This window comes from Pseudoalteromonas sp. MMG005, assembly GCF_018101015.1.
Classification (GTDB): Bacteria; Pseudomonadota; Gammaproteobacteria; order Enterobacterales; family Alteromonadaceae; genus Pseudoalteromonas; species Pseudoalteromonas aurantia.
Genome location: NZ_JAGJEK010000023.1, coordinates 88,274 through 114,801 on the forward strand (window position 1 = coordinate 88,274; position 26,528 = coordinate 114,801).

The following is a 26,528-nucleotide window of genomic DNA, read 5'->3' on the forward strand; positions in this document are numbered from 1 at the left end:
GCTAAATCCATACTATTTGAAAAAATTAATAAATCTTGGGTCTAGGGATGTTAAAACGAATAATATTACCCAGTGTACTTGCGCTTATTTCCCACTTTTCAATTGCAGAAGAAGTTGAGCAAACACAATTAGCAGCAACGTCAGTGGCGGCAGTCGACAATACAACTGCAAACGCTGGATTTATCGTTGATAATCTATTTTTATATGCGCACTCTGGTCCGGGGAAAAACTATCGAATTCTTGGTTCTATAGATGCAGGAACTCAGATCCAAATTATTGCCGAACCGCAAAACGGTTACATTCAAATCATCGATGATAAAGGCCGTGAAGTGTGGGTTGAAGAAAAGTTTATATCCATGCAACCTGGTTTAAAGCAGCAATTGAACAAAGCCAGCGAAACACTTAGTACAATGCAAAGCCAATTGGACGATGCACAAGCACAGCTGCCGCTATTACAACAAAGCAATGATGATCTAAATAGTGAAAATGCCTTACTACAAAAAAGTATTTCAGACTTACAAACGCAGTTAGCAACACAAAAACAAGAAAATGCGCTTAAAAAGCAAAGCGAGCAGCGTACATTACTCGCTTATGGCGGTGGTATCGCTTTTGCTGGATTATTATTAGGGGTGATTTTAACAATCTTCTTATCGCGCCGTAAACGCTATGATGGATGGGCATAGCACCACAGTGATAAACGACGTTCGGGCCATCACTCTCGCTCAGCCTGAACGTGGTTTATGCTATATAATCGTATTATAAAATGGTCAAGCCACTGTCTGACTTAATATGTTCAATCACCATATAAGTATGGTTGGTACTCACGCCTGGTGTTTCTACAATTCTACCTAATACTTCTCGATATTGTGCCATATCCGCAACACGAATTGTGACAAGGTAATCAAAGCCACCAGCCACCATATCACAACTCACCACTTGCGGTATTTTAACAATATGTTCTCTAAATAGAGAAAACACCGCCTCTGTAGAGCTTTTTAACGTTATTTCTACATGTGCGACCAATGCTTGCCCTAGCTTCGCGGAGTTTAAACGCGCAGAGTAACCTTCTATATACCCTTCAGACTCAAGTTTTTTTACTCTGTCTAAACATGGGCTCGGGCTTAAGTTTACTTCTTTTGCCAAGTTAACATTAGATATTCGACCATTCCTTTGCAATACATCTAATATTGCTAAATCGATACGGTCTAATACACGAGTTCTAATCGAAGTTGTCATGCAGCATTTAATTCTGTTTCTGAGTGAGTTATCCCCTTAATTTACCGTATTTTCCCAAAATAAAACAGCATATACTGCTTATTCTCAGATAGAATGCCTGAAAAATTTGATACTAAACACAATGCATCTAGGCTAAATTTTAAACACATTTTAAGTGTGATACTGTTTAGTCTCGCGCAATGCATTAATTAACTATGTTGTAATTAATTAGGCGCTGTTTGTGCCACTATGCAGTCTGACCCAACTTACCCCTGTCTGACTTGATATGTGTTAATTACGTGTGTTTTTGACTCCTTTTCTGAGGGTTCCTTATGCTTTACAACGGTGATTTAATTACTAACTGTCCTATTAGACAAAAAATCCGTGACTTCTATCGTATTGATGAAGAGCAAGTTATTGACCATATTTTGCCACTTGCTGAAGTAGGCGTGACGGCTCGAAGCCGTGCATGGGAACGCGCACGCCAAATTGTGGTAAACATTCGTAAAGACCAAGACGGTCAAAATGGCGTGGATGCACTATTAAATGAATTCTCACTTTCTTCAGAAGAAGGGGTGGTATTGATGTGTTTAGCCGAGGCGTTGCTACGAGTACCTGATAAGGAAACTCAAGATAACCTCATTCGTGACAAATTAGCTAATGGTGATTGGAGTTCGCACCTAGGTAGTAGCGACTCTTTGTTTGTTAACGCATCTAGTTGGGGCTTGCTAGTTACCGGTAAAATGGTGAACTACACAGACAAAAATAAAGATCAACAGTTTGGTGTCTTGAAAAAGACCATAGGCCGCTTAGGTGAACCAGTGATCCGTAAGTCTGTAAACTTTGCCATGAAAATCATGGGTAAGCAGTTCGTTATGGGGCAAAATATCGACGAAGCAATTGAACGTGCAGCTGAAAAAGAGCAAAAAGGCTATGTATATTCATACGATATGCTAGGCGAAGGCGCACGTACCATGGAAGATGCCCAGCGCTACTTTAATAGTTACATGAACGCGATTCACTCTATAGGTAAAGCAGCAAATGGCCGAGGCCCAATAAAAAGCCCTGGTATTTCAGTTAAGTTATCGGCAATACACCCGCGTTATGAATTCAGCCATCGTGAACGTGTACTTTCAGAAATCGTGCCAAAGCTAAAAGAGCTAGCATTAGCGGCTAAACACTATGATATTGGCTTTACTGTTGATGCAGAAGAAGCTGACCGACTAGACATCTCTTTAGATGTCATTGAAGCCGTTTTCTCTGATGATGAGCTTGGTGATTGGCAAGGGTTTGGTCTTGCTGTGCAAGCTTATCAAAAGCGTGCGATTTTCGTAGTTGAATGGTTAACAGACTTAGCCCGCCGTGTCGGCCGTAAACTCATGGTCCGTTTAGTCAAAGGCGCTTATTGGGATACAGAAATTAAAACCACACAACAAGATGGTTTAGATCACTTCCCTGTATTTACCCGTAAAGCAACAACAGATGTATCTTACAAAGCATGTGCCATTAAATTACTTGAAGCACGTGATGCGTTATTCCCACAGTTTGCAACACACAATGCTTACACGGCGGCAACTATCTTAGAAGTCGCCAAGGGTAATAACCAAGGCTTTGAATTCCAACGTCTGCATGGGATGGGCGAATCTTTATTCGATCAAATCGTAGAAAAAGACAACGTACAGTGTCGCGTGTATGCACCTGTTGGTCAACATGAAGACTTGTTAGCCTACCTCGTTCGACGTTTACTTGAAAATGGTGCGAATTCATCATTTGTAAATGCCATTGTTGACGTCACGAAACCTGTTGAGTCTTTATTACCTGACCCGGTTGAAACTCTGCAAAGCTTACGCAATAAATTTAATACCCAAATTACCTTACCAATTGAACTGTATGGTAATGAACGTGCCAATTCAAAAGGCATGGACTTAACTGACGTCAATGCTATTTCCCCCCTTAAAGACAATCTAGACAAGTGGTTCGAAGATAACCGGATCAATGAAGCAGATGTGAAAGAAGGCTTCCTAGCAGTACGTAACCCAGCAAATCATACTGAAGTCGTCGGTCAAGTGCCGCTTCATCACAGTGATAAAATGCACACTATGCTCGCAAACGCTGATAGTGCATTTGAAAGCTGGTCAGAAACACCGGTATCTGAACGTGCGGAGCTATTACGCCGCATTGCCGATATATTAGAGCGTCACCATGATGAGCTGGTGGCTATCTGTATTAAAGAAGCCGGAAAAATTACCCAAGACAGCATTGATGAAGTACGCGAAGCGGTCGACTTTTGCCGCTATTATGCAGCACGTGCAGAAGAGTTATCAGAAGATGAACGTTTTGAAGCGCGTGGCGTTATCTTATGTATTAGCCCTTGGAACTTCCCTCTGGCTATATTTCTAGGTCAAGTTGCCGCAGCCATAGTAACGGGTAATACCGTTATTGCGAAACCGGCAGAACAAACCAGTATGATTGCACTGCGTTGTATCGAGCTAATGCAAATTGTGGGTTTACCTGAACATGTTGTACAAGCGGTAATCGCGCGAGGCAGTGAAGTCGGTAAACACATAGTACCAGATGAACGTATTCAAGCAGTGATGTTCACCGGTTCGACTGAAACAGGTACGTTAATCTCACAGATTCTTGCTGAACGGAATGACATTCAAGTGCCTCTTATAGCTGAAACCGGCGGTCAAAACTGTATGATCGTTGATTCAACCGCCTTACCAGAGCAAGTGGTTGATGATGTTATTTCATCGGGCTTCCAAAGTGCAGGTCAACGCTGTTCAGCACTACGGGTTTTATTCTTACAAGAAGATGTGGCCGATGGCATTATTAACATGCTAAAAGGCGCGCTACAAGAATTACACATCGGCGACCCTGCTCAACTAGATACCGATGTTGGCCCTGTTATTGACGAAAAAGCACTCAATACGCTTAGTGCACATGTTGAGTACTTAAAAACCAATGGCAAGTTGTTGTTTGAATCGCCAATTCCTGATAATTCAGAAAATGGCGCTTATTTCTTTGCCCCTCGTTTATACGAAATTTCTGATTTATCCGTATTGAAACGTGAAGTATTTGGCCCTGTCGTGCACGTTATTCGTTATAAAGCCAGCGAACTAGACAATGTGATTGACCAAATCAATAACACCGGTTACGGCTTAACAATGGGCGTTCACTCTCGTATAGAAGAGCGTTGCCGCTATTTAGCTAAAATGTCTAGAGCAGGCAATGTTTACGTCAACCGTAATATGATTGGCGCGATTGTTGGAGTGCAACCTTTTGGTGGTCGAGGTTTGTCGGGGACTGGTCCTAAAGCGGGTGGCCCAAACTATTTGTATCGTTTGGTAAAAGAAAAGGCATCACCTGAAAACGTACAAATGACTAACTTAACCGCTGATGAGTTAGACACTCACAACTTTCCAGGTGCAACAGAGCAAGTCGATCGCTTGATGCGTAATTCAATGCGTGATGAAAAGATCTGGCGCGCAACGCCGTTAAACGACCGAGTTTCTGCTGTACGTCAATTGTTAGCCAAAATTGCCACCGTTGAAATTATTGACGACTTAGCGGACGATTTAGCAAAAACACTTGCTGATGCCCGTACTCAGTTGAACCGTTTAGAAAAACGTATGCGTACACATACGACCTTACCTGGACCAACAGGTGAGTCAAACACGCTTCATTTAGAAGCACGTGGTTGTGTTGTATGTTACGCCGATAAAAGCACCTCATTTAACTTTTGGGCAATTTCTATTATTACTGCATTAGCTGCGGGTAATACGGTTATTACAGTTGCATCTGAGATTTTCTATGATGAAGCCCAAGCGTTTAGAGATAAATTTATCTCGACAGGCATCGCCGAAGGGGTATTCCAGGTTGCAAAACCAAATCAACTACATGCTGTTTTAACGCACCCTCACCTTGCGGGTGCAGTTGTTGCTGCGCGCTCATCACGTTTAGGGTACTTTAGTCAGCAATTGGCCGCGCGTAGTGGTGCCATTTTACCGGTTATCAGTGCTGAGTATTATGATACTTTGATCAGTCGTTTAGTTACGGAAAAAACCATCAGTATAGATACCACCGCATCAGGGGGTAACACTTCTCTAATGACGTTGGTTGAAGATGATGAATAAAGATTAATAATCTCAACGGGCATAAGCCAGCAGCTTATGCCCATTTCATTTTTAATCGCTCGCCAGTAAATTTCCCCCTCTTTAGTACTACCGCTTTTATTAATCTTTGCTAGTCTTATAAGTCTTACTTTATGTTTAGGGCTCAAGATGAAAATAATAAATATCAAGGACTTGAAACCTGGCATGTATGTCGCTGGTGTAATTAAGCAAACGGGTCACATAAAGATAAAAAGTCAAGGCTGGGTAAAAACGCAAAAGAGCATTGATAAGTTAGTATCAACAGGTGTACTTGAAGTAGAAATAGACCCAGATAAAACCATCCAGAATGAACAACAACAAGCCGCTCCTCCCATTGCTGAGTCAATCCCTGAAACCGAATTTAACCCATGGCACAAATCCGCCAGTATCGAGTCGGAACTAACGCAAGCAACTAAACTGTATGATGAAGCCAAAACGCTGCAACAAAAAGCTTTTGTAGACTTACAATCGGGAGGGCCAATCAATATTTCCGCTTTTAAAGAAACAGCTCATGGATTGATTGATTCCGTATTTCGAAATCAAGATGCCCTAGCGTGTATTGCACGTATCCGAGAAAAAGACACCTATCTGCTAGAACATTCTATTAATGTCTCAATACTCATTAGTATTTTTGCCAAACATATGGGCATTGAACGCCCTATAATAGAGCAAATGGCGACGGGAGCGCTACTGCACGATATTGGTAAAGTACACATTCCTGATACTATTTTACAAAAACCATCTCAGCTAACAAAAGATGAATTTGAAGTAATGAAAAGTCATGCTAAATACAGCTTTGACATCGTACTACAGGCTCAGCTGGGTAAAATCGCTACTGAAATAGCGGGTTATCATCATGAACGGCTCGATGGGTCGGGATACCCATATGGATATAAAGCGGATGAGCTGTCTCAGTACGTCAAAATGGCAGCCATTGTAGATGTATATGATGCACTGACCGCTGAGCGAATTTACAAAGTCGGCATGACACCGGTCAAAGCATTCAAAATACTTAAAGAAGGCACCCCGCACCACTACGACACCGAGCTCCTAAATATATTCATTAATGCCATTGGGGTTTACCCAGTTGGCACACTCGTCAAGCTCACCAGCCAAAGAGTCGGAATTGTTTGTGCCAGTAACCCTGAGGCGCCTTTGAAGCCGACAGTTAAAGTATTCTACCACGCAAAGCATATGCATTATGTTGAAGTGAAAGACATCGATCTATCTAACAAGCGAGTTGATGATAGTTTAGAGGCCGCGATAAAGCCGGAAGAATTTAACTTAGACTTGTTAAAGTTCTTCCGTCATTCAATGCTACCTTAACGCCAACATAACCCATACCACGGTATTAAAGCGGCCAATCTTGCATTGCTTTTAAGGTGAACTCATAACCATCAAAATCAAACAATGCCTGTTCAGGCGTGATTTCTAATAGCTGTAGTACACCTATACTATCCCCTTCATACAGATCGCGATTATTCAACTTTATCCAGCGCTTATCCGCTTCGGTGGCATAAATATGTGCCTGATATCGTAATCGTGGAATACTGTTTTGCAGCTCGATAGGTAAAAGCTCGATGGGCGTCGCCCTTGCAGAGTCTTTACTCGTTGCAATCACTTCGCTCTCTTGGCTGCCTTCAGTATCAGCAACCGCCTGAGCAAAGGCGTCTTTGAGCTCATCTGACACCTTATCTAACTCCGGATCATGATAACTCGCTTGCTCATTCAACGGCTTACCAAGTACGCGATATTGACTCATATCGATACTTGATGCGTCATGCGTGTTCGGGGTTTGCGCTGCTATAACTGGCTGTCTGGTATTTTGCTGGGCTAGGATATTGGGCTGCGTCAAACTTTGTAGCCCCGTATTACGTTGAACAAATTGCGGCTGAACGATATTTGCTTGATTAACCATTGCTTGTTGATTAGCGACTGGCACTAAACGTTGTTCATATACCGCTTGACCAGATACATCAACGCCAATTTGCACCGATGCCCATTGATACTGAACGCTCGGCTGTATTGGATTCACCACCGTATTTGCTGCCATTTGTGGTTGCGTTTTCTGATTTTGATTTGCAGCACGACTGACTATCGATTGCTCAACAGAAGTCGAATTAAGTTGCGAATCACTTTTCGCCACACCTTCAACCACGGGTTGTTGCACTTGTTGATTGCTTTTTTGCGTAACAACAGCGTTACTAATCAACTCAACTTGCGCTGGTGATTGCATAAACTTACCAGCTGCATATCCTGCGACAAGTGCGCCACCAAACACTAAGACACCGCCTAATCCAAGAGAAAGCCGACGATAAAACTTTAATTGCTTCTCGTGTTGATAAGACAAATGTACCTGCTCTGAGGTTGCTGTGTGTTCTGATTGCTTTAAAGCATTGAATAAATAAGACATTTAATTTCACTATACAATATATGACAGGCCAAAGCCTGAGATAAATAACAAGGCACACGTGGCTGTAACCTGCCATTGCAAGCTGATTTTTTGAGCCACTTCTTGCGGAACTAAATCAAGTGGCAATGCTTCTTGTGCAGCTTGTTGTGCAATCGTTTTATTAACGATCATCTTCTGGGCTGAAAAAGCGCCGAGTAAGCACCTATCTGCCAACAAATTTAATAATCTGGGTATTCCTGCCGTTGCTTTGTGCATAAAAGCAATTGCATCATGGTCAAATAACGAAGCCTCACAGCCCGCTTTATTCAAACGATGCTGAATATACGCAAAGACCTGTGCTTCAGTTAACGGCAATAAGTGGTAACGCGCCGTGATCCGCTGTGCTAACTGTCGTAACTCATTCCGCTGTAAAAGTTGTTGTAATTCGGGCTGGCCAACTAATACAATTTGCAATAGCTTTTTATGATCTGTCTCTAAATTTGTCAGTAGTCGCAATTGTTCAAGGACTTCAGGCGCTAAATGTTGTGCTTCATCAATGATCAACATGGTATGACCACCCAGCTCATGATTACTGAGCAAGCGGGCTTTGATAATATCTGTTAAACGCTTTAGCGTTGCGTTATCAGCATCATACTCTATGTTTAACTCATCACATATGCTGGCCAATAGTTCCATTTCAGACAAAGCTGGGTTCAAAATAAAAGCAACTTGAGTGCTGTCAGGTAATTGAGCGAGCATACTGCGTGTCACAGTCGTTTTGCCAGTCCCTACCTCGCCTGTCAGTAATACAAAGCCACCAGCATCACCTAAACCGTATGTTAAGTGCGCGAGCGCTTCTTTATGTCTGTCACTCAAAAACAAGTATTCTGGATTTGGCGCAATTGAAAAGGGTTTTTCATTCAACCCAAAGTAGCGTAAATACACGATGCGTCTCTTTATTGTTATGATGCAGCCTATAATGGCAAAAAAAGCCAACAAGTTAAAACCTTGTTTCTAATTTTGTGAAATTAGTTTATTCCGTTAGACAAGATTTGAGGCCAAAATGAAAATATATTTAGTGGGCGGTGCAGTACGCGATGAATTGCTAGGTCGCCCTATTGTTGAAAGAGATTACGTTGTTGTCGGGGCAACGCCAGCAATAATGATCAAGCAGGGCTATAAACAAGTTGGCAAAGACTTTCCGGTCTTTTTACATCCCGAGACCCATGACGAATATGCGCTCGCGCGTACAGAGCGAAAAAGTGGTCAAGGTTATGGTGGATTTATCTGTGACTTTGAACAAAGTATTACACTCGAGCAAGATTTATTTAGACGGGACCTCACGGTTAATGCAATAGCAAAAGCAAATGATGGTCAATTAATAGACCCGTACCGCGGCCAAGATGACTTGAATAACCGTATTTTACGTCATGTAGGACCCGCCTTCAGTGAAGATCCTTTACGTATTCTGCGTGTTGCACGCTTCGCAGCACGGTATGAACACTTAGGTTTTACCATTGCTGATAGCACAATGACCATGATGGCAAACATGGTTAGTCGAGGTGAATTAAAAACGCTGACGCAAGAACGTGTATGGTTAGAAATTGAAAAATGCTTAGCTGACGGTGCGATTGAACACTTTACCACGACTCTGGACCAGCTTGGAGCGTTGGCAGATGTGCAACCATTATTGATAGGTTGGAACGTTCAAGAGTGCACTCAACTTAAAAAATTGCTCATGCGTTTACCTCACTCTCATCCACATTATAAAATAATTCAATTTTGTCTGTGGCTATACGATACACCCAGTGATAAATTAAAAGCCCTCGAGCAAACTCTAAAAATTCCTTCTCGCTATGCAGTCGCACTGAGAGACTTTTGTGAACATAAAGCATGTTTTATACCGTCAGTGAGCGCACAGCAGCTGTTAACCCTGTTTGATCGTATCGATTTATGGCGAAGACCTGAGCGGTTTGATTTATTACTCGAGATCATCGCATTTTCACAGTATAACAATCCTTCTCTCATTGCGCTGATTAAAGAGGCAGCTGCCAACACTCGGGCTATTGACGTACAAGCCATTATTGCCGCAGGTTTCTGTGGGGCCCAAATTAAAACCCAACTAACACAACAACGTTTATCGACTCTAAAAACAACCTTCAATTAATCATTACTATCAGGTGGGGAGTACCTCACCTGCATAAAAAAGTTCCCTTTTGATATAAAAAAAATCAACCGCCTAAAAAAACGCCGCCAAAATTAAACGTTCGCTAACATCACAACCACATAAAAGCTGCTTAATCATACTAAAACTTTGAATATTCTTTTCCATTTAGAAAAAGCCATTCACATAACCAGCAACATAAAAGTAAATACACACTCACCGTAAAGGCTTCGTTACACAAAGACCTCCTCTACAAGCACCAAGAATAAAGGCAGAGTACAAAATGACAAACCATCGTAAACAGAAAATACAAATTAGAAACAAACATTACAACCGCCAAACAGCCGCTTGTAACATTTAGATATGCTAAAAATGCGGCATAAATATAACCGCACTTATAAAAGTAAGGGCGGCCCTTAACAACAACTTAAAGAAAGGTCTTATGTTGAAGAAGTTAAATCTATTGACTGTCGGTATTAAAGCTGCGTTATTAACTAGCGCCGTATCAGGTTCAGCTGTCATGGCAAACGAAACTGGAGAAGTTAAAAAAGTTGAGCGTATTCAGGTTACTGGATCAAAAATAAAACGTTTTAACCTAACTTCCCCCACCCCTGTAACGGTTATTGGCGGTGTTGAACTCGAAAACCAAGGTATTACCAATGTAAACGATTTACTTGCGTCAATGCCACAAGCTTCGGTAGGCCTTTCTCCTGAAACAACCACAAACTTAATATTCTCATCCGGATTAAACACCACCGATCTACGCGGCCTAGGTTCTGAGCGTACATTAGTTTTAGTGAATGGTCGCCGTTATGTCCCAGGTTCTGTTGGAGGTACTGCTGTCGATTTAAACAACATTCCAACATCTATGATTGAGCGTATTGAAATTGCCACAGGTGGTGCAGCAGCTGTATACGGTGCTGATGCAGTTGCCGGTGTTGTTAATATCATTACTAAAAAATCAATGGACGGTATTGAGGTTGACGTATCAACCGTTCGACCTGAACAAAGTGGTGGAGAAGAAAACTTTTTCTCAATCACAGGTGGTATGGAAGGAGACAAACTTTCATTCATCGCTTCATTGAATTACACAGAAAACAAAAGCTACACACAACTCAGTCGCGACTTTGTACGTACCCCAGTTAATAGCTATGGTAACCCTGCAAACACCAGTGGCACTGACGGCATTCCTGATCGCATCGTATTGGGCCATCCAACAGCATTGGCTTACTACTCAGAAGGAGGAGACTTCTTCACTCAAAGTGGCTTTGATGATAATGCTTTCAATAACCACCATTATACATTCGATGCAAATGGTAATGTTCGTGCATTTGACTACGGACTAGGCCGCTTACCTAACCCTGGAGTTGGTAACGCTTCTCGTAGCTATTTACAAGGTGGAGACCAGCAAGGTGATGGCGTATTTGGTCACGGTTATAAAGACTTTTTCCAGACGCCTCTTGAACGCATCATCGCGTCTGCTTACGGTACTTATCAACTAAATGATGAACACGCACTCACATTTGATTTTACCTATTCAAATACCGATGCAACAACTGAAGGTGGCCCAGCTTTCTTCCGCCACACAATTCGTCGTGACAATGCATATATGAAAGATGATATGGCTAAGTTACTCGATGATAATGGCTTAACCGAGGTGACATTACGCCAAGCAAATGAACACCTTTGGGGTAACCGTTCATATGGGCAAGAGCGTGAAGTTTTCCGTACCTCAATCGGTGCTGAAGGTTTTTTAAATGATGATTGGGGATACAGCACCTATGTTCAGTACGGCCGTATTGAGCAAGACACAATTTGGGAAGGTGAGGTTTTAACTCAAAACCAAATGAATGCAATCGATGCCGTTGAGTACAATGGTCAAATTGTATGCGCTGACCGCGATGCAAACGATAATGTCGTAGGTGCCTTAGCTGGCTGTACCCCATTTAATACAATGGGTGCAACATCAGTCACTCAAGAACAATTAGACTACATAGGGACCACTGCAACCCGATTTGCCAAGCATGACCAAGTTGTGTTTGCTTTAACTGTTGATGGCACTTTATTTGAATTACCTGCAGGGTATGTTGCTGCTGCATTTACAGCAGAGCACCGTCGTGAATCTGTAACGACAACCCCGTCAGATAATATGGCCAAAGGGTTAATCTTCGGCAACTCTAGCTTACCTATGAGTGGCGAAATTGAAGTAGATGAACTCTCTGCAGAAATTTCAATCCCCCTTGTTGAAGATAAGTTCTTAGTACAAGATTTAACACTTGAAACAGCGTACCGCTATATGGATTACTCTGTTACCGGTGGTGATGATGCATGGAAAATCGCGTTAAACTGGGGCGTAAGCGATGAACTTCGCGTTCGTATTAACCGCTCTAAGTCAGTAAGAGCGCCAAGCTTAGGTGATTTATTTACACCAAACTCAAAAACTTTTGATTCCGGTCGTGCCGATATTTGTCGCGCCGATAGCATTGAAGCATCTGGCAGTGAGTTTAAAGACAATGTAATTCGTAACTGTGCGGCTGACAATATGCCGGCGGGTTGGATGCCTACCGATGAATGGTTAGCGGGTGGAAGCTTACCAGGTTACATTCGCGGCAATGAGCACCTAAATAACGAAGTATCAAATGACCATACTATCGGTGTTATTTATACCCCTTCATTCGTTGAAGGTCTAGATTTCACATTAGACTACTGGGCATTTGAAATCGATGGTGCGATTGAGTACTTCGATAGAGACACAGTACAATATTGTTACGAGTCTAGCTCGCTAGATAATCCATTCTGTGCAAATGTGGTACGTAATGAACAAACGCGTGACATCGAGTACTTCATTGATAAACCAATCAATGCAGCTCAGTTTGCAAGAAAAGGATTTGATTTCGAATCGGCATACCGTACCGATATTCTAAATGGCTTTCTTTCACTTAAATTCACTGCAACGTATTTAACTGAAGCGACTGAAAATACAACGGGCCGCTCTGATGGGCTACGCGTTAAATTAGGTGAAATGAAGTCGCCACGCGTTAAAGCTCGCTTTACTGCTTCTTATACACATGATGACTCTTCATACGTATTAACAACTAACTATCGCCACTCAACGGTAGAAAGTAATACATGGACAATAGAAGACAACAATTATAATGATATCCCGTCATACACAACGTTCGACTTTATGTACAAAACATACTTGTTAGATGAGCTACAATTACGTGTAGGTGTTAACAACTTACTTGATAAAGCACCACCACGTAACCCATTTGCATTTGATGAGGGTGAGTTCTTTGATGTAAAAGGTCGCCGCCTTTCTTTAGGTGCTAAATACTCATTCTAATTGAGCTATAAGTATCTATACGCACGCGTCGATTGCTAATCGACGCGTTTTTCTCTCTACAATACATCCACAGTAACTCCTAGCACCACTTTCCGACGTGTGCCCTAATCTATAAACTCGTTTTCATGTATATTTACAGTAAGCAACCCGCCTATCCTTTGCGAAGAGTTAGTCATTACCACAGACAAATATGTCAGAAGAAAAAACAGTAAGCACAAAAAAAGCGCCCTAAGCGCTTTTTTTAGTCAAATAAGACTTACAATAATAAATAAGCAAACAGTCCCATGCCGAGTAAAAGTCGATATATCACAAATGGCATCATGCCCATACGCTCTATTACTTTCAAGAAAAAATAAATACATGCATAAGCTGACATAAACGACAATACAGAACCCAGTACAATAGCCTGCCAATCAATCAATTCATCTGCTGAAATCAACTTATAAATGTAATATGAGCCAGCTGCTGCTATCACGGGTATAGACATTAAAAAAGAAAAACGCGCAGCACTTTGTTTATTTAAACCAATTAATAAACCAACAGTCATGGTGATCCCTGAGCGAGAAGTACCTGGAAATACCATAGCGACCACCTGAGACAATCCGATAAGTAAAGCGCTCATCCAGTTGAGCTGATAAATCGTTTTAATTTGTTTTGCTTTTGCATCGGCATACCAAAGCAATAAACCAAATACGATCGTTGTCGTCGCAATGATATAGGCATTGCGTGAGTAGCTCTCAACAAAGTCTTTAAAAAAGTAACCGATGATCAGTGATGGGATTGTGGCAATTAAAATCCACCAGCCAAGCTGGCTGTCATCTGTTTTTCCCTGTTCTGAAAATGATTTAAACCAAGCGCTTAAAATTGCCACGACTTCTTTACGAAAGTATATAATAACGGCGATTAAAGTGCCGACATGTACCGCTACATCAAATGCAGTTCCTTGATCTTGCCAACCCAAAATCTGTGAAGGTAAAATTAAGTGTGCCGAGCTTGAAATGGGTAAAAATTCCGTTAAACCTTGAACTAAGGCAAGTACAATAATTTCGATAATACTCATAAATATTATAACTCCACTTTCCATAGTTTTTGTTGCGGATTATGATATTCCCGCCAAATTTCATCAATTGTTTTTGCCACTACTGGGTGATAAAAATCTGCGGCAACCTCATGCAATGGCTGTAGCACAAAAGCATTTTTTACAACTTCATCTCGCGGCAGTTGAGCAGGGCTCTCACAAATTACATCGTCATAAAACAATAGATCTAAATCTAATGTTCGTGGGCTAAACTTTTTATCCTGATGCGTTCGGCCATTATCTAGTTCTATCTCTTTTAGTACTCGACACACATCCGCTAATGACATCGCAGTTTGTGCGCCCAGTACTGAGTTATAAAAATTACGACCTGCAAAACCTACCGCTTCACTTTCATAGACACTTGAATGAATACTATCAGGGAAATGGGTTAACAAGGCTTTTAGCCCTGCTGCTAAGTAATGCTCTTTGTTAACATTTGAGCCTAAGCTAATATAAATTTGTGCCATTGCTAATGTTTTACCCGTGTTATTTCTACACCCACGGTTTTTGCTGCAGGTACTGCCGCTGGTTTACTAACTCGAAGCATCACTTGTGTCACATTAAACTCATTCAAAATAATCTCGGCTAATTGTTCAACTAAAGTCTCTAATAACTCTACTGGTTGGCCTGTTGTATGCACCGAAATACGTTCGCTCACCTTTGCATAATCCACCGCCAAATGTATATCATCTGACTGAGCTGCGGCCGAAATATCGGTCAACATCTCAATATCAAAGTATAAGCTTTGTTTACTTTCCTTCTCAAAGTCGTAAACTCCTATTATGGTTTCGACGTGTAGTTGTGAGATATAAACCTTATCCATTACTGCTCCATTGGTACGTAGCTCAAACTTGAGAGTGTTTTCTCAAAAAATCTATTACAACTGTCGATCATAGCCCAAAACTTAATAAGACAAAATAAGGAAACGTGTGTTAGTTAGTTTAATCTGTATATGCGCCTATTTAATTGGCTCAATTTCATCCGCAGTTTTGGTATGTCAAGTATTTGGCTTGCCCGATCCTCGTTTTGCAGGTTCTAACAACCCCGGAGCTACCAATGTACTGAGGTTAGGGGGAAAAGTTCCCGCGGTACTCGTGCTTATCTTTGACATATTAAAGGGCACTATCCCTGTATGGGGAGCATATTTCCTACAAATCGAACCGGTTTGGCTAGGCGCGGTCGCTGTTGCTGCATGTTTAGGCCATATTTACCCCATCTTTTTTCATTTCAATGGTGGAAAGGCGGTCGCCACAGCTTTTGGTGCATTACTGCCTATTGGGTTGTCATTGGGAGGAATGCTCATTGCAACTTGGTTGTGTGTTTTATGGTTAACACGATACGCTTCATTAGCAGCAATTGTGACAGTCACCGCAGCACCGATATATACTTGGCTAATAAAACCAATTTATACCATTCCAGTCAGTTTTTTAACGGCCTTAATTATATTTCGACATCGTTCAAATATAGCTAGGCTCTTGAAAGGGCAAGAGCCTAAAATTGGCAAAAAAAAATCTTAAAGTGGTTTTAAGCTATCAAGTGGCCAACGCGGTTGCGTTTTCATATCTAGAGGCGCATATTGCTTAGCCTTTAAACGCTGCATACCAGCAAAAGCAATCATCGCTCCATTATCTGTACAAAACTCAGTTCGTGGGTAATATACTTTGCCTTGCATGCCTTGCATCACACGCGCTAACTTACCTCTAAGCTCAGTATTTGCACTCACCCCTCCCGCAATTACCAAGCGTTTTATACCTGTCTGTTTTAATGCTCTTTTGCATTTTATCGCCAAAGTATCGATCACTGCCGTTTGAAAAGCGTGGGCAATATCCGCTTTCGTTTGTACATCATCGCCTTCAGTTCTAATCGTGTTAGCTGCTGCCGTTTTTAAACCGCTAAAGCTAAAATCAAGTCCCGGCTTATCTGTCATAGGTCTGGGAAAGACAAACTTCTTTGCAACTCCCTGTTCAGCAAGCTTAGCCAAACGTGGCCCACCAGGATAATCCAACCCTAAAAGTTTAGCTGTCTTATCAAATGCTTCGCCTGCAGCATCATCAACCGATTCTCCAAGCACTTCATATTCACCAATTCCAGTGACTTTTACCATCATGGTATGGCCGCCTGACACTAACAACGCAATAAATGGAAAATCAGGCTGCTCATCTTCAAGCATGGGCGCTAATAAATGCCCTTCCATATGATGCACAGCAACAGCTGGTAACCCCCAGCCAAACGCCAAAGAACGTCCTATTGATGTGCCAACCAATAATGCGCCAACTAGACCTGGCCCTGCAGTATATGCCACACCGTCTAAAGACGCAGGCCCACACCCCGCTTCTTTGAACGCAGCTTCAATCAAGGGAATCGTTTTTCTAACATGATCACGAGAAGCTAGCTCAGGTACCACACCACCATAATCAGCATGTACTTTAACCTGACTATATAACTGATGCGCAAGTAACCCTTGTTCATCATCATAAATAGCAATGCCAGTTTCATCACAGGATGATTCAATACCTAATATGCGCAATTTACCTCTCCCGCCTTCCATTAAAAATATGAAGATTTTACCTTGAGCTGGTTTTACTCAGCAAGAAAAACTAACGCCCACTTTAAATGGCGATACCAATATTCGTTTGCCCATCAGCAACAGCATGTTGCTTTAATGCTTTAACATTGTCACTTGTGATGCGCCCCATCTGTTCAACAAAGTCAATAAGCCCAGCTAACACGTCTATTTCATATTGCATTATTTCATGTTCACGTACTAGTGTATTGTCCGGTTCAATGCCTTCATTTTCCAATACAAACTCAACATAGCGTGCAACCGTAGCTTGCGATATTTTCGCAATATCAATGAATTCTTGATCATCTTTGGCCATAAGCCCATGGATCAGTCCTAATAACGCCGTCGCTGTATCAATTGCGGGGTAAGTCCCAAACATATCGAATTGCGATAACTCAGGGACATTCGGTTCTATTTTGTCTACTTGTTTTTCAAGGTTGATTTTACTTTTGGGTAACACGATAATTTCCCAACAGACATTCAACGCACTCTTCATAATTGCCGCATCACCAAACTCTGTTGCTTCACTAAACAACGTATAATTAGGTAACATACGTTCAATAATTGCAGCCGACAACACTGCTTTTTGAAGGTAATTTAAGTCTCTGATACGTTGAAAGTTATTTGCTTTACTCATGTTGTTTCCCACATTGCCAGCAATATTGAAAAGCTGGACCATTTATCTCATTGCATTGCACACAGTACCAATCATCATGCTTCTGCGTTTGTGCGTAGTTTAACAAAATTTGCTCCGCATCGCGTAGCTTTATCTCGTACACATAAACACTTAATTTAGCCTGTTCATTAGGTATCTCCCCTATTGCGCCTTGCAACGCACTTCCTCCTAAATGAGATTGTATTTTGGCTTGCGTTAATAAGCCTTGAATAATATGTGCTTCAATCATATTGTCCGTTGTAAAAGCACACCTCCACTTGAAGCTATTATCTGTCATACTTACTTACCTGTTTAAAACTATCAGTTCGAGGCTTTATGACACTCACGACCCCTGGTTTACTCTTCCCCGCAATATCATTGCTGCTGCTAGCGTACACTAATCGATTTCTTGTTCTTGCGCAGCTTATACGTGAACTTAATGCACGAGAAGGCGATACATTACGCCCTCTCGTTAGAGCCCAAATTGATAATCTAAGAAAACGCATTAAACTCATTCGGTTCATGCAAGTTTGGGGGGTGATTGCATTTTTGTTATGTACTCTGTCTATGTTTGCATTATTCATTGATGTCGCACTAACTGGCATTGTTTTGTTTGGAGCAAGTCTTTGTTGCTTAACACTTTCGCTCATTATCTCTTTATATGAAATTCATATCTCTTGTGACGCCATAGAAATAGAATTGCAAAATATCGAAAAAAAGCCATCTTCGTAATTAAGCATAGCCCTTTTTCTAAGACTATACTCATTAATGAAAGTAGTCTTAAAAGGGCCTGCGAGTGAATAGTTTTCTTTTTTCTAATGAAACACTAGACGAACCAAGTAACCAAGAGCAAAGGAGCGGGTTTTGGGATATTCTTGTTGTCGATGACGAAGAGGACATACATCAAGTAACAAAACTGGTGCTGTCTGATTTTAAGTTTGAAGATAAAGCCCTGCGTTTTCATCATGCATATTCGGCACAGCAAGCCATGGAGATACTCCAAGGGGAAGATGATATTTCGGTTGGTTTAATCGACGTTGTAATGGAAAGTAATCATGCTGGCCTTGACCTAATCAAGTACATTCGCAACGATATTGCTAATCATGATATTAGATTGATATTGAGAACAGGCCAACCAGGTGAGGCACCAGAAGAATCTGTCATTCGAGATTATGATATTAATGATTACAAAAACAAAACGGAATTAACCGCCGTTAAACTAAAAACTCTGCTTTATTCAGCACTACGCTCCCACCGTGATATTCAAACAATTGAAAGGCATAAGCTTGGTCTAGAGCGTATAATCAACGCATCTTCTTCTTTTTTACAATGTGACAGTGTCAGAGATTTTGCATCAACGATTCTAGCTCATGTGTCTGATGTGTTGGGACTCCAAGACAATGATATTTACTGCGCTGCTGCCGTCAATAACCAAAAGCAATCTGCTACAAAGTTTAAATTACTTGCAGCGTCTGGAGAAGGAGTTGAACCAAACTCAGATGTAATCCCTGAAAGTGTTAAAAACCTATTTATTGAATCTCACAATCGTAAGACATCCTGTAAAACACATCATGAATATATTGGTTATTTTCCATCTCGATGCGGTGGGGAAACAATGCTATATGTGAGCAAAGAGTCTGCTTTACAGCATACTGACTTTCAGTTACTTGAATTCTTTTCAAACAATATTGCTTTAGCATATGACAACTTAAAGTTAAGAGAAACAGTAAAAGAGTCACAAAAAGAACTATCGTATATTTTAGGTGAAGCCGTTGAAAAACGTTCAAAAGAAACTGGTTCACACGTAAGACGAGTAGCACACTATAGTATGCTACTCGCCCAACTTTATGGGTTAGGTGATTACCATTCTGAGATTATTAAGCTGGCTTCCCCACTACATGATATTGGAAAAATTAGTATTCCAGACAATATTTTAAATAAACCAGCGAAGCTCACCGCAGATGAGTGGCAAATAATGAAAACTCATGCTGAAATTGGACACGAAATTTTACAAAATTCTGCCAATGAAATTTTACAATGTGGTGCTACAATTGCTCATCAGCATCACGAAAAATGGGATGGTAGTGGTTACCCTCAAGGTTTAATTGGCGAAAATATTAACATTGTTGGTAGAATTACCGCACTGGCAGACGTATTTGATGCATTAGGTAGTAACAGATGTTACAAAGCAGCCTGGCCTTTGGAAAAGGTATTAGCGTTAATACAATCTGAAAAAGCAAAACAGTTTGATCCTAAGCTTGTTGATTTATTCATGCAAAATATTGACCAGTTTATTGCGATAAGAGATAGTTATCCTGATTGATTTTTGTAAGCAAAATGTAAAAATTTCACTTTAGTTTTCTCTATATTTGTATTAGTATTAGGGAAAATCACACAAATTCTGTGTATTGATGAAATTAAAAGGAATTTCGAATGAGATTTGAACAACTTGAACAGTTTGTTGCGCTCGGTAGTCTTCGTCACTTTAGGCAAGCTGCGGAACAAACACGGATCAGTACTTCGGCACTGACTCGTAGCATCCAAACTTTAGAAGATGAAATTGGCTGTGAATTAGTTAAACGCTCGACTCGCTCTGTGAAATTAACTGAGCAAGGTGAGTTATTTCTAAATTACTGTAAAGCCACACTTTCTGAGTTAGAACTAACTAAGAAAACGATTAAACAGAGTTTATTTGGCCGAGATCAACAAAAGCTAGTTGTTGGTTATACGAATAAAGCGAGTGCGATTGTTCCCATGTCTTGCGGTAAATTTTTAGCTGATTACCCTAATGTTAAAGTAGAAATGCAGCTGCAAGACGAAAATGAGTTAACAAGGAAATTACAATTAGGGGAAATTGATATTAGTGTTTATCTGCAAAGCGCTAGTAACGTAATGAGCGATATACACCTGCCTGATCAGCTTATTTTGTTTGTCGCAAAACATCACCCGTTGGCATCTAAAGATAGTTTGAGGCGTTCGGAATTGTCAGAATACCCGATGTATGGCTGTTTCTCTCAGCTCAAACAAGTTCAAACTATGCTAAATGAAGCGGTTGAAGGCTTAAATAAGTCGACTAGTATGAAAATTGGCAATATAGACCAAGTCATCGAAGGTCTAAAAAGCTCAAACCACTTTGCAATAGCAAGTATTGAGCATTCTAAAACAATTGCACAAGATCCTAATTTAGTATTACTTAAAACTAATAAGGATGTGGACCACGAACAGCTAGTGGTTCAAACGAATCATCACGTAAGTGGAGATAGTCATATTAAGCACTTACTAGAGCTAATAGAACAAACCGCTCAGGCTCAATCTTGCACTACGCAATAATGGCATTGTAATGAACACAAGAGAGCTACATCAGCTCTTGTTGTGTTCATTAATAATATAGATGCATAAATGAAAGGATATCTCAAAATAACCTGAGTAGCATAAAACAACAACTCAAAGTAGGATATTACACTGCCATAGAAATGGCGAGACCAACAAAAACTGCCATGCCTACATAATTATTATTCAAAAACGACTTAAAACATGCAGTACGGTCACGCCCCGTGATTTTTCTTTGCTGATTAACAAGCAAGACGCCCGCCAAGAACAAACCGACCCAATACGCCAAACTCAGCGCTTGTGTATAACCAACATATACCATGATGGCGACATAACAACTATTTAACATTGCGATCCAATGCCTGTCTAATGAACCAAATAGAATAGCTGTTGATTTAACACCTATTTTAACATCGTCATCTCTATCAACCATGGCATACATTGTATCGTAAGCTACTGTCCACACTAAATTAGCAATAAATAGTAACCAAGCTAGCGTCGGTACGACACCGTTAGTCGCCATAAAAGCCATTGGGATTGAGAAGCTATAGGCCGCACCTAATACAACTTGTGGTAAATGCGTGAATCGTTTCATAAACGGGTAACAAGAAGCCAGTGCTAGCGCAACCAGAGACAATGCAACGGTCTTAAGATTCAACTGTATTACCAGTAAAAATGCAATAAATATCAGACCCGCAAATAGAGTAAGCGCCTCCCCCGCTTTTATGGCCTTCCTCGCTAACGGCCGACCTGAAGTTCTTTGCACAGCGCCATCTACTTTTCGGTCCGCAAAATCATTAATAACACAGCCCGCACTGCGCATTACAAACACCCCTAAAGTAAATATAATAAGCAATGACCACTGTGGTATGCCATTATTTGCAATCCAAAGTGCACACAGTGTTGGCCATAACAATAATAATGTACCAATGGGTTTATCTAACCGCATTAGTTGCTTATATTCCGGTATATTTTTTACTTTGAGTACATTGAATTGCATCTTATTCTCCCGGTAAAAAGATTTCACATACCATTACTTGCGCGTCACTTTTAGTAAATACTCTACGTCGCGCATAAAGTTGCGCTGCCGCCTCATTATGCACTCTTGATAAGGTAGAAAATGTACTTCCACTTTGAAAAGTACAGACATCTAACTGAGACCGTAGCCAGCTATCATCGCAAAAAAGTACTTCACCCAACGGCGTTTCACCTAACCCACTTACGCCCACCTGATAAGCTGCTTGCGTTATCCAGCTTTGTGCATACACTTTCGGCATATCGTCACAATACAATAACACTTCACGACACAATACCTTCTGCACGTCACCGTTAAATATCGCAATATGACTCTTTGTAGCAGGTACCCACTTTTCAGAAAGCACCTTGACACGAAATTGCTGACATTGCTGTTTTAGTAATGAAGTCAATGAACCTTGATCAAATAGCAAGTTTGCGATTGAGGGCGGCACACATTGTAATTCAGCAGCACTTTGCCAAAAATAATCTATGGAAAAAGGATATTCAAACACAATAAATCTTAGCCTAATATACGACGGGCGATATCATACCACTGAGCGCTGAAGCAACAAAGAGAGTTAGTTTTTTAGAGTGATATTTACCACATATCTGTAAATTTCTCTTAAATAAGTATACACTTACACCTCGAAAATAGATTAATTGAACTTCTGGGATTTTAAATCGTTATGAAGATGTATGCTTGTTTCGTTTTTGTGTTCACACTCCTACTTAGCCCAATCAGTGCTAAAGCAGAGTCCACTGTGGGATACTTTGGCTTCGAGCCGGACATAATAACCAATTATATTGGTCAATCAAACAAAAAGCTGGGTTATGTAAGGGTGACCGTCGACCTTATGCTAAATGACGTATCAAATATTGCGATTGTTGAACATCACACACCATTATTGCGAGACGCTATTGTTCAAATATTAAGTAAAGAACCAGAAGAAACTATAAAGTCACTCACTGGCCGGGAAGAGATCCGTATGCGTTGCGCTGAAAAGTTAAAAGGCCTGCTGAATGATGAAACAGGGCAAGAAATTGTCAGAGAAGTTTTATTTACTAAATATCTTTATCATTAGTAACTTCATTTTTATTTATATTAAAGAGTATTGCTAATAACATTCCCGTTAACATGCCAAACAAATGTGCCCAGTTAGCCATATTAACAAACAATAGATCTGTAAACCCAAGTGCCATCCAAATAAGCATAAAGCCCACTACAGGCTTTTCGATCAACGCAGCTTGAGAGGGGTTACGTTGGCTATATATCCATGCGTAGCCTAGCAAAGCATAGACAACACCACTTAATCCACCAAAATTCTGATCAACAAACAAATATTGTGCCCAATTACTTATTATTGCACTCGCTATCGAAATAGAGACTACTTGCAAAGGTCCAACGCGGTTAATCAGCTTATCACCCAGATGCAGCCACCAACCCAAGTTAAATACAAGGTGCACTATACCCATGTGAATTAAGGCAGGAGAAAGCCAAGTCATTGGTGAGCTAGGATCAAATTGAAGAAGCTGAAAAACAAAGTGAGTATCAAAAATATGAAAGCTAATAAAAATAGCTATGCAAACTACAAAGACGGATTTTAAACAACAATGTAATTGATGAAAACGTTTAATGAGGTTAAGTGAGCCCCCCTTGTACATGAATTGTGTATCAGTATCACCTGTGTGCCACGATGCTGTGAGGTATTTTTCATCATACGGGTTATCAATAAAGTCTTGCCACAAAGCTTGCGCTTGCTCATTTTGGGCCTTTGGCACCCAAACTTGAACGTCCCGACCATCATGGCTTTCTAAAACAACAGCAACCCCCTGGCTTTTAAAGTAATCGGCCGCGCCTTGTACCGCTCGAGGGTTATCTGAAGTACCGATTAGAATCATTTTTTCACAACATCTGGGAGATCAGCGGCCCACTGAGTAAAACCACCATCCATGCTATAAACATCTTCAAACCCTTGCTCTACCAAATAGTTGGCAGCTCCTTGAGAGCTCACGCCGTGATAGCATACAACAATAATTGGCTGCTCAAATTCTTTCTCTTGCATAAAGTGGCCAATATTTGCGTTAGACAAATGCTCTGATCCTGGTATATGGCCATTCTCATAACTATTTGAGTCCCGAATATCTGCCACAATGACATCATCACGTTTAAGCATTTCGTGGGTTTGCGCAACTGAAATATTTTTAAATGACATACATTACTTCTCTAAACTTAAAAAGACGACCAAAGCCGTCTATAACTCATGGTATGACGTACATCACGTCCAATTTAAAATAACTTTCCCAGACTGACCAGATATCATCGTATCGAAGCCTGTTTGGAATTCATCAATATGAAATTGATGTGTAATAATTGGATTTAAATCTAAGCCAGACTGGATCAGACTGGCCATTTTATACCATGTCTCAAACATTTCTCGGCCATAAATCCCTTTAATTACAAGCCCTTTAAAAATAACTTGATTCCAGTCTACTGCCATATCTGAAGGTGGAATACCCAGCATCGCGATTTTTCCACCATGATTCATATTATTGAGCATGCTGTTAAATGCAATAGGCACACCTGACATTTCTAAGCCAATATCAAACCCTTCTGTCATACCCAGTTCTGACATGACATCTTCTAGCTTTTCTGTGGCGACATTGACTGCTCGGGTTGCGCCCATTTTCCTTGCCAGCTCCAGACGATATTCATTTACATCCGTAATGACCACATGACGAGCACCCACATGCTTAGCAACTGCCGCAGCCATTATCCCAATTGGTCCAGCTCCTGTAATTAATACATCTTCACCCACTAAATCAAACGATAATGCGGTGTGTACTGCATTACCAAATGGGTCGAAAATCGCAGCCAATTCATCCGAAATATTATCTGGGATTTTAAATGCGTTGAAGGCAGGGATCACCAAATACTCAGCAAAAGACCCTTCTCGGTTTACTCCCACGCCCGTTGTATTACGACATAGATGTACTCTACCTGCACGGCAATTACGACAGTGTCCACACGTAATATGCCCTTCACCCGATACGCGGTCACCAACTTGGAAACCACGAACCTCTTGACCCATCTCCACAACTTCACCAACATACTCATGGCCAACAACCATTGGCGTTGGAATAGTATTTTGAGCCCACTCATCCCATTTATAAATGTGAACATCCGTACCACATATCGCAGTTTTACGGATTTTTATTAATAGGTCGTTGTGGCCAACTTCTGGTTTCGGCGCATCTGTCATCCAGATCCCAGGTTCAGCCTTCAATTTCGATAACGCTTTCATACTTTTCGCTCGTTAAAGAGGAAGCTTTCGCCTCCCCAATAGGTTTAAATAACGTCCAATTCTTTACCAATACGAATAAACGCATTAATTGCGGTGTCTAGCTGCTCTTTAGTATGCGCGGCTGATATTTGCGTTCGAATACGCGCCTGACCTTTCGGTACAACTGGGAATGAGAATCCAGTGACATAAATACCCTCATTAAGCAATTTATCGGCCATCGCAGCAGCTATTTTCGCATCCCCCAACATCACAGGGATTATTGCATGCTCCTTACCCGCACACGTGAAACCAGCCGCTTCCATTTTCTCTCGAAAATAGGCTGCATTGCTCCAAAGTGTATCACGTAACGCTTGACCATCTTTGAGCATATCTAATACTGCGATAGACGCTGTAACAATAGATGGCGCGAGTGAGTTTGAAAACAAATATGGGCGTGAACGCTGACGTAACCAATCAACCATTTCTTTCTTACCCGCTGTATAACCACCAGAAGCACCACCAAGTGCCTTCCCTAGTGTTCCGGTTATAATATCAACCCGGTCTAATACTCCGCAATACTCTGGCGTACCACGGCCATTTTCGCCAACAAAACCTACCGCATGTGAATCATCAACCATCACTAACGCGTCATATTTATCCGCTAGATCACACACCGCCGCTAAATTACAAATAACCCCATCCATTGAGAAAACACCATCTGTTGCAATCAACTTTGTTTTTGCACCAGCCTCGGTAGCTGCAATTAACTGCTCTTCAAGCGCCGCCATATCATTATTGGCATAACGGAAACGTTTTGCTTTACACAAACGAACACCGTCAATAATCGATGCGTGATTAAGTGCATCAGAGATAATTGCGTCCTCTGGACCTAGAATTGTTTCAAACAGTCCAGCATTCGCATCAAAACACGAAGAATACAAAATGGTGTCTTCTGTTTGTAAAAACTCACTGATTTTAGCTTCTAGTGTTTTGTGAATATCTTGTGTCCCACAGATAAAACGCACTGATGCTACACCAAAACCATGGGCATCTAGGCCTTGTTTTGCCGCTTCGATTAGGCTTGAGCTATTTGCTAGGCCCAAGTAGTTGTTCGCACAAAAATTAATGACTGAATCACCTGATGATACAGCTATTTCAGCTTGTTGAGAGGATGTGATCACTCGTTCATTTTTGTATAAACCTTCAGCTTTAACTTCTTCAAGTTGCTGCTCTAACTGGCTATAAAAGGCCGATGCTCTCATTTAGAGTCTCCATTGGTTGCACGGGTTACCCATAATGAATCAACTTGGTGTTTGCTTAATTCACTACAGCT

Annotated in this window: 25 protein-coding genes; 10 read left to right on the plus strand and 15 right to left on the minus strand. The window is 41.1% G+C overall.

The window, feature by feature from the left end; genetic code table 11:
• The first annotated feature begins 47 nt into the window (after positions 1-47).
• Positions 48-683, plus strand: coding sequence for a TIGR04211 family SH3 domain-containing protein (locus J8M01_RS17990; protein ID WP_211058857.1), 636 nt, complete (start codon positions 48-50; stop codon positions 681-683).
• A 73-nt stretch (positions 684-756) separates the two neighbouring features.
• Here the strand turns inward: J8M01_RS17990 and J8M01_RS17995 are convergent, their stop codons facing one another.
• A complete protein-coding gene (locus J8M01_RS17995) occupies positions 757-1,236 on the minus strand; it encodes a winged helix-turn-helix transcriptional regulator (protein WP_211051056.1) in 480 nt (159 codons plus the stop codon).
• Between the two features lie 311 nt (positions 1,237-1,547).
• Between J8M01_RS17995 and putA the strand changes: the two genes are divergently transcribed.
• Entirely contained in the window at positions 1,548-5,351 is a 3,804-nt protein-coding gene (gene putA, locus J8M01_RS18000; RefSeq protein WP_211058858.1) for a bifunctional proline dehydrogenase/L-glutamate gamma-semialdehyde dehydrogenase PutA, read from the plus strand.
• 147 nt (positions 5,352-5,498) lie between these two features.
• Positions 5,499-6,695, plus strand: coding sequence for an HD-GYP domain-containing protein (locus J8M01_RS18005; RefSeq protein ID WP_211058859.1), 1,197 nt, complete (start codon positions 5,499-5,501; stop codon positions 6,693-6,695).
• A 25-nt stretch (positions 6,696-6,720) separates the two neighbouring features.
• On the opposite strand, the gene J8M01_RS18010 is transcribed toward J8M01_RS18005, so the two are convergent.
• Positions 6,721-7,782, minus strand: a complete 1,062-nt coding sequence (locus tag J8M01_RS18010) for a general secretion pathway protein GspB (RefSeq protein WP_211058860.1) — start codon at positions 7,780-7,782, stop codon at positions 6,721-6,723.
• 9 nt (positions 7,783-7,791) lie between these two features.
• Positions 7,792-8,706, minus strand: coding sequence for an AAA family ATPase (locus J8M01_RS18015; RefSeq protein WP_210998296.1), 915 nt, complete (start codon positions 8,704-8,706; stop codon positions 7,792-7,794).
• 118 nt (positions 8,707-8,824) lie between these two features.
• Between J8M01_RS18015 and J8M01_RS18020 the strand changes: the two genes are divergently transcribed.
• Together J8M01_RS18020 and J8M01_RS18025 are read left to right on the plus strand one after the other, a co-directional pair.
• Positions 8,825-9,928 (plus strand): tRNA nucleotidyltransferase, encoded by a 1,104-nt coding sequence (locus tag J8M01_RS18020; RefSeq protein WP_211058861.1) that lies wholly within the window; start codon positions 8,825-8,827, stop codon positions 9,926-9,928.
• Between the two features lie 439 nt (positions 9,929-10,367).
• Positions 10,368-13,271 (plus strand): TonB-dependent receptor, encoded by a 2,904-nt coding sequence (locus J8M01_RS18025; protein WP_211058862.1) that lies wholly within the window; start codon positions 10,368-10,370, stop codon positions 13,269-13,271.
• A gap of 256 nt (positions 13,272-13,527) precedes the next feature.
• Here the strand turns inward: J8M01_RS18025 and J8M01_RS18030 are convergent, their stop codons facing one another.
• Genes J8M01_RS18030 through folB form a run of 3 tightly spaced genes read right to left on the minus strand, consistent with a single transcriptional unit; the run spans position 13,528 to position 15,172 of the window.
• Complete coding sequence (locus J8M01_RS18030; RefSeq protein ID WP_210998293.1) at positions 13,528-14,331, minus strand: undecaprenyl-diphosphate phosphatase; 804 nt, start codon at positions 14,329-14,331, stop codon at positions 13,528-13,530.
• A gap of 5 nt (positions 14,332-14,336) precedes the next feature.
• Complete coding sequence (folK, locus tag J8M01_RS18035) at positions 14,337-14,816, minus strand: 2-amino-4-hydroxy-6-hydroxymethyldihydropteridine diphosphokinase (protein ID WP_192506576.1); 480 nt, start codon at positions 14,814-14,816, stop codon at positions 14,337-14,339.
• A gap of 2 nt (positions 14,817-14,818) precedes the next feature.
• Entirely contained in the window at positions 14,819-15,172 is a 354-nt protein-coding gene (gene folB, locus J8M01_RS18040; RefSeq protein ID WP_211058863.1) for a dihydroneopterin aldolase, read from the minus strand.
• A gap of 106 nt (positions 15,173-15,278) precedes the next feature.
• Between folB and plsY the strand changes: the two genes are divergently transcribed.
• Complete coding sequence (gene plsY / locus J8M01_RS18045) at positions 15,279-15,866, plus strand: glycerol-3-phosphate 1-O-acyltransferase PlsY (RefSeq protein ID WP_192506574.1); 588 nt, start codon at positions 15,279-15,281, stop codon at positions 15,864-15,866.
• Here plsY and tsaD read toward each other — a convergent pair.
• The 3 genes from tsaD to J8M01_RS18060 form a co-directional block, all read right to left on the minus strand.
• Entirely contained in the window at positions 15,863-16,876 is a 1,014-nt protein-coding gene (gene tsaD, locus J8M01_RS18050; RefSeq protein ID WP_211058864.1) for a tRNA (adenosine(37)-N6)-threonylcarbamoyltransferase complex transferase subunit TsaD, read from the minus strand. The two genes, plsY and tsaD, sit on opposite strands and share 4 nt — an antisense overlap.
• Before the next feature lie 82 nt (positions 16,877-16,958).
• Positions 16,959-17,549, minus strand: a complete 591-nt coding sequence (locus J8M01_RS18055; RefSeq protein WP_211058865.1) for a YjaG family protein — start codon at positions 17,547-17,549, stop codon at positions 16,959-16,961.
• A complete protein-coding gene (locus J8M01_RS18060; RefSeq protein ID WP_211051067.1) occupies positions 17,542-17,865 on the minus strand; it encodes a DUF2007 domain-containing protein in 324 nt (107 codons plus the stop codon). Before J8M01_RS18060 ends, J8M01_RS18055 begins: the two co-directional genes overlap by 8 nt.
• Positions 17,866-17,903: 38 nt before the next feature.
• Between J8M01_RS18060 and J8M01_RS18065 the strand changes: the two genes are divergently transcribed.
• The 3 genes from J8M01_RS18065 (at position 17,904) to J8M01_RS18075 (ending at position 20,897) form a co-directional block, all read left to right on the plus strand.
• Complete coding sequence (locus J8M01_RS18065) at positions 17,904-18,299, plus strand: DUF2721 domain-containing protein (protein WP_192506570.1); 396 nt, start codon at positions 17,904-17,906, stop codon at positions 18,297-18,299.
• A 64-nt stretch (positions 18,300-18,363) separates the two neighbouring features.
• Positions 18,364-19,890, plus strand: a complete 1,527-nt coding sequence (locus J8M01_RS18070) for a DUF3369 domain-containing protein (protein ID WP_192506569.1) — start codon at positions 18,364-18,366, stop codon at positions 19,888-19,890.
• 110 nt (positions 19,891-20,000) lie between these two features.
• Entirely contained in the window at positions 20,001-20,897 is an 897-nt protein-coding gene (locus J8M01_RS18075) for a LysR family transcriptional regulator (RefSeq protein ID WP_192506568.1), read from the plus strand.
• 127 nt (positions 20,898-21,024) lie between these two features.
• On the opposite strand, the gene ubiA is transcribed toward J8M01_RS18075, so the two are convergent.
• Both ubiA and J8M01_RS18085 read right to left on the minus strand, forming a co-directional pair.
• Complete coding sequence (gene ubiA / locus J8M01_RS18080) at positions 21,025-21,897, minus strand: 4-hydroxybenzoate octaprenyltransferase (protein ID WP_211058866.1); 873 nt, start codon at positions 21,895-21,897, stop codon at positions 21,025-21,027.
• A 1-nt stretch (position 21,898) separates the two neighbouring features.
• Positions 21,899-22,426: a chorismate lyase gene (locus tag J8M01_RS18085; RefSeq protein WP_211058867.1), complete on the minus strand. Its 528-nt coding sequence runs from the start codon at positions 22,424-22,426 to the stop codon at positions 21,899-21,901.
• A 174-nt stretch (positions 22,427-22,600) separates the two neighbouring features.
• Between J8M01_RS18085 and J8M01_RS18090 the strand changes: the two genes are divergently transcribed.
• Positions 22,601-22,996, plus strand: coding sequence for a flagellar basal body-associated protein FliL (locus tag J8M01_RS18090; RefSeq protein WP_210998289.1), 396 nt, complete (start codon positions 22,601-22,603; stop codon positions 22,994-22,996).
• Here J8M01_RS18090 and glpG read toward each other — a convergent pair.
• The 4 genes from glpG to J8M01_RS18110 all read right to left on the minus strand — a co-directional run bounded on the left by glpG (position 22,977) and on the right by J8M01_RS18110 (position 26,457).
• On the minus strand, positions 22,977-23,813 hold the full coding sequence (glpG, locus tag J8M01_RS18095) for a rhomboid family intramembrane serine protease GlpG (protein WP_211058868.1): 837 nt from the start codon (positions 23,811-23,813) through the stop codon (positions 22,977-22,979). The genes J8M01_RS18090 and glpG overlap by 20 nt on opposite strands.
• Complete coding sequence (glpE, locus tag J8M01_RS18100) at positions 23,810-24,127, minus strand: thiosulfate sulfurtransferase GlpE (protein WP_192506564.1); 318 nt, start codon at positions 24,125-24,127, stop codon at positions 23,810-23,812. The genes glpG and glpE overlap by 4 nt, the downstream gene beginning before the upstream one ends.
• 63 nt (positions 24,128-24,190) lie before the next feature.
• On the minus strand, positions 24,191-25,216 hold the full coding sequence (gene tdh / locus J8M01_RS18105) for an L-threonine 3-dehydrogenase (RefSeq protein WP_192506563.1): 1,026 nt from the start codon (positions 25,214-25,216) through the stop codon (positions 24,191-24,193).
• Positions 25,217-25,260: 44 nt separating this feature from the next.
• Positions 25,261-26,457: a glycine C-acetyltransferase gene (locus J8M01_RS18110; protein WP_211058869.1), complete on the minus strand. Its 1,197-nt coding sequence runs from the start codon at positions 26,455-26,457 to the stop codon at positions 25,261-25,263.
• Positions 26,458-26,528 lie beyond the last annotated feature (71 nt).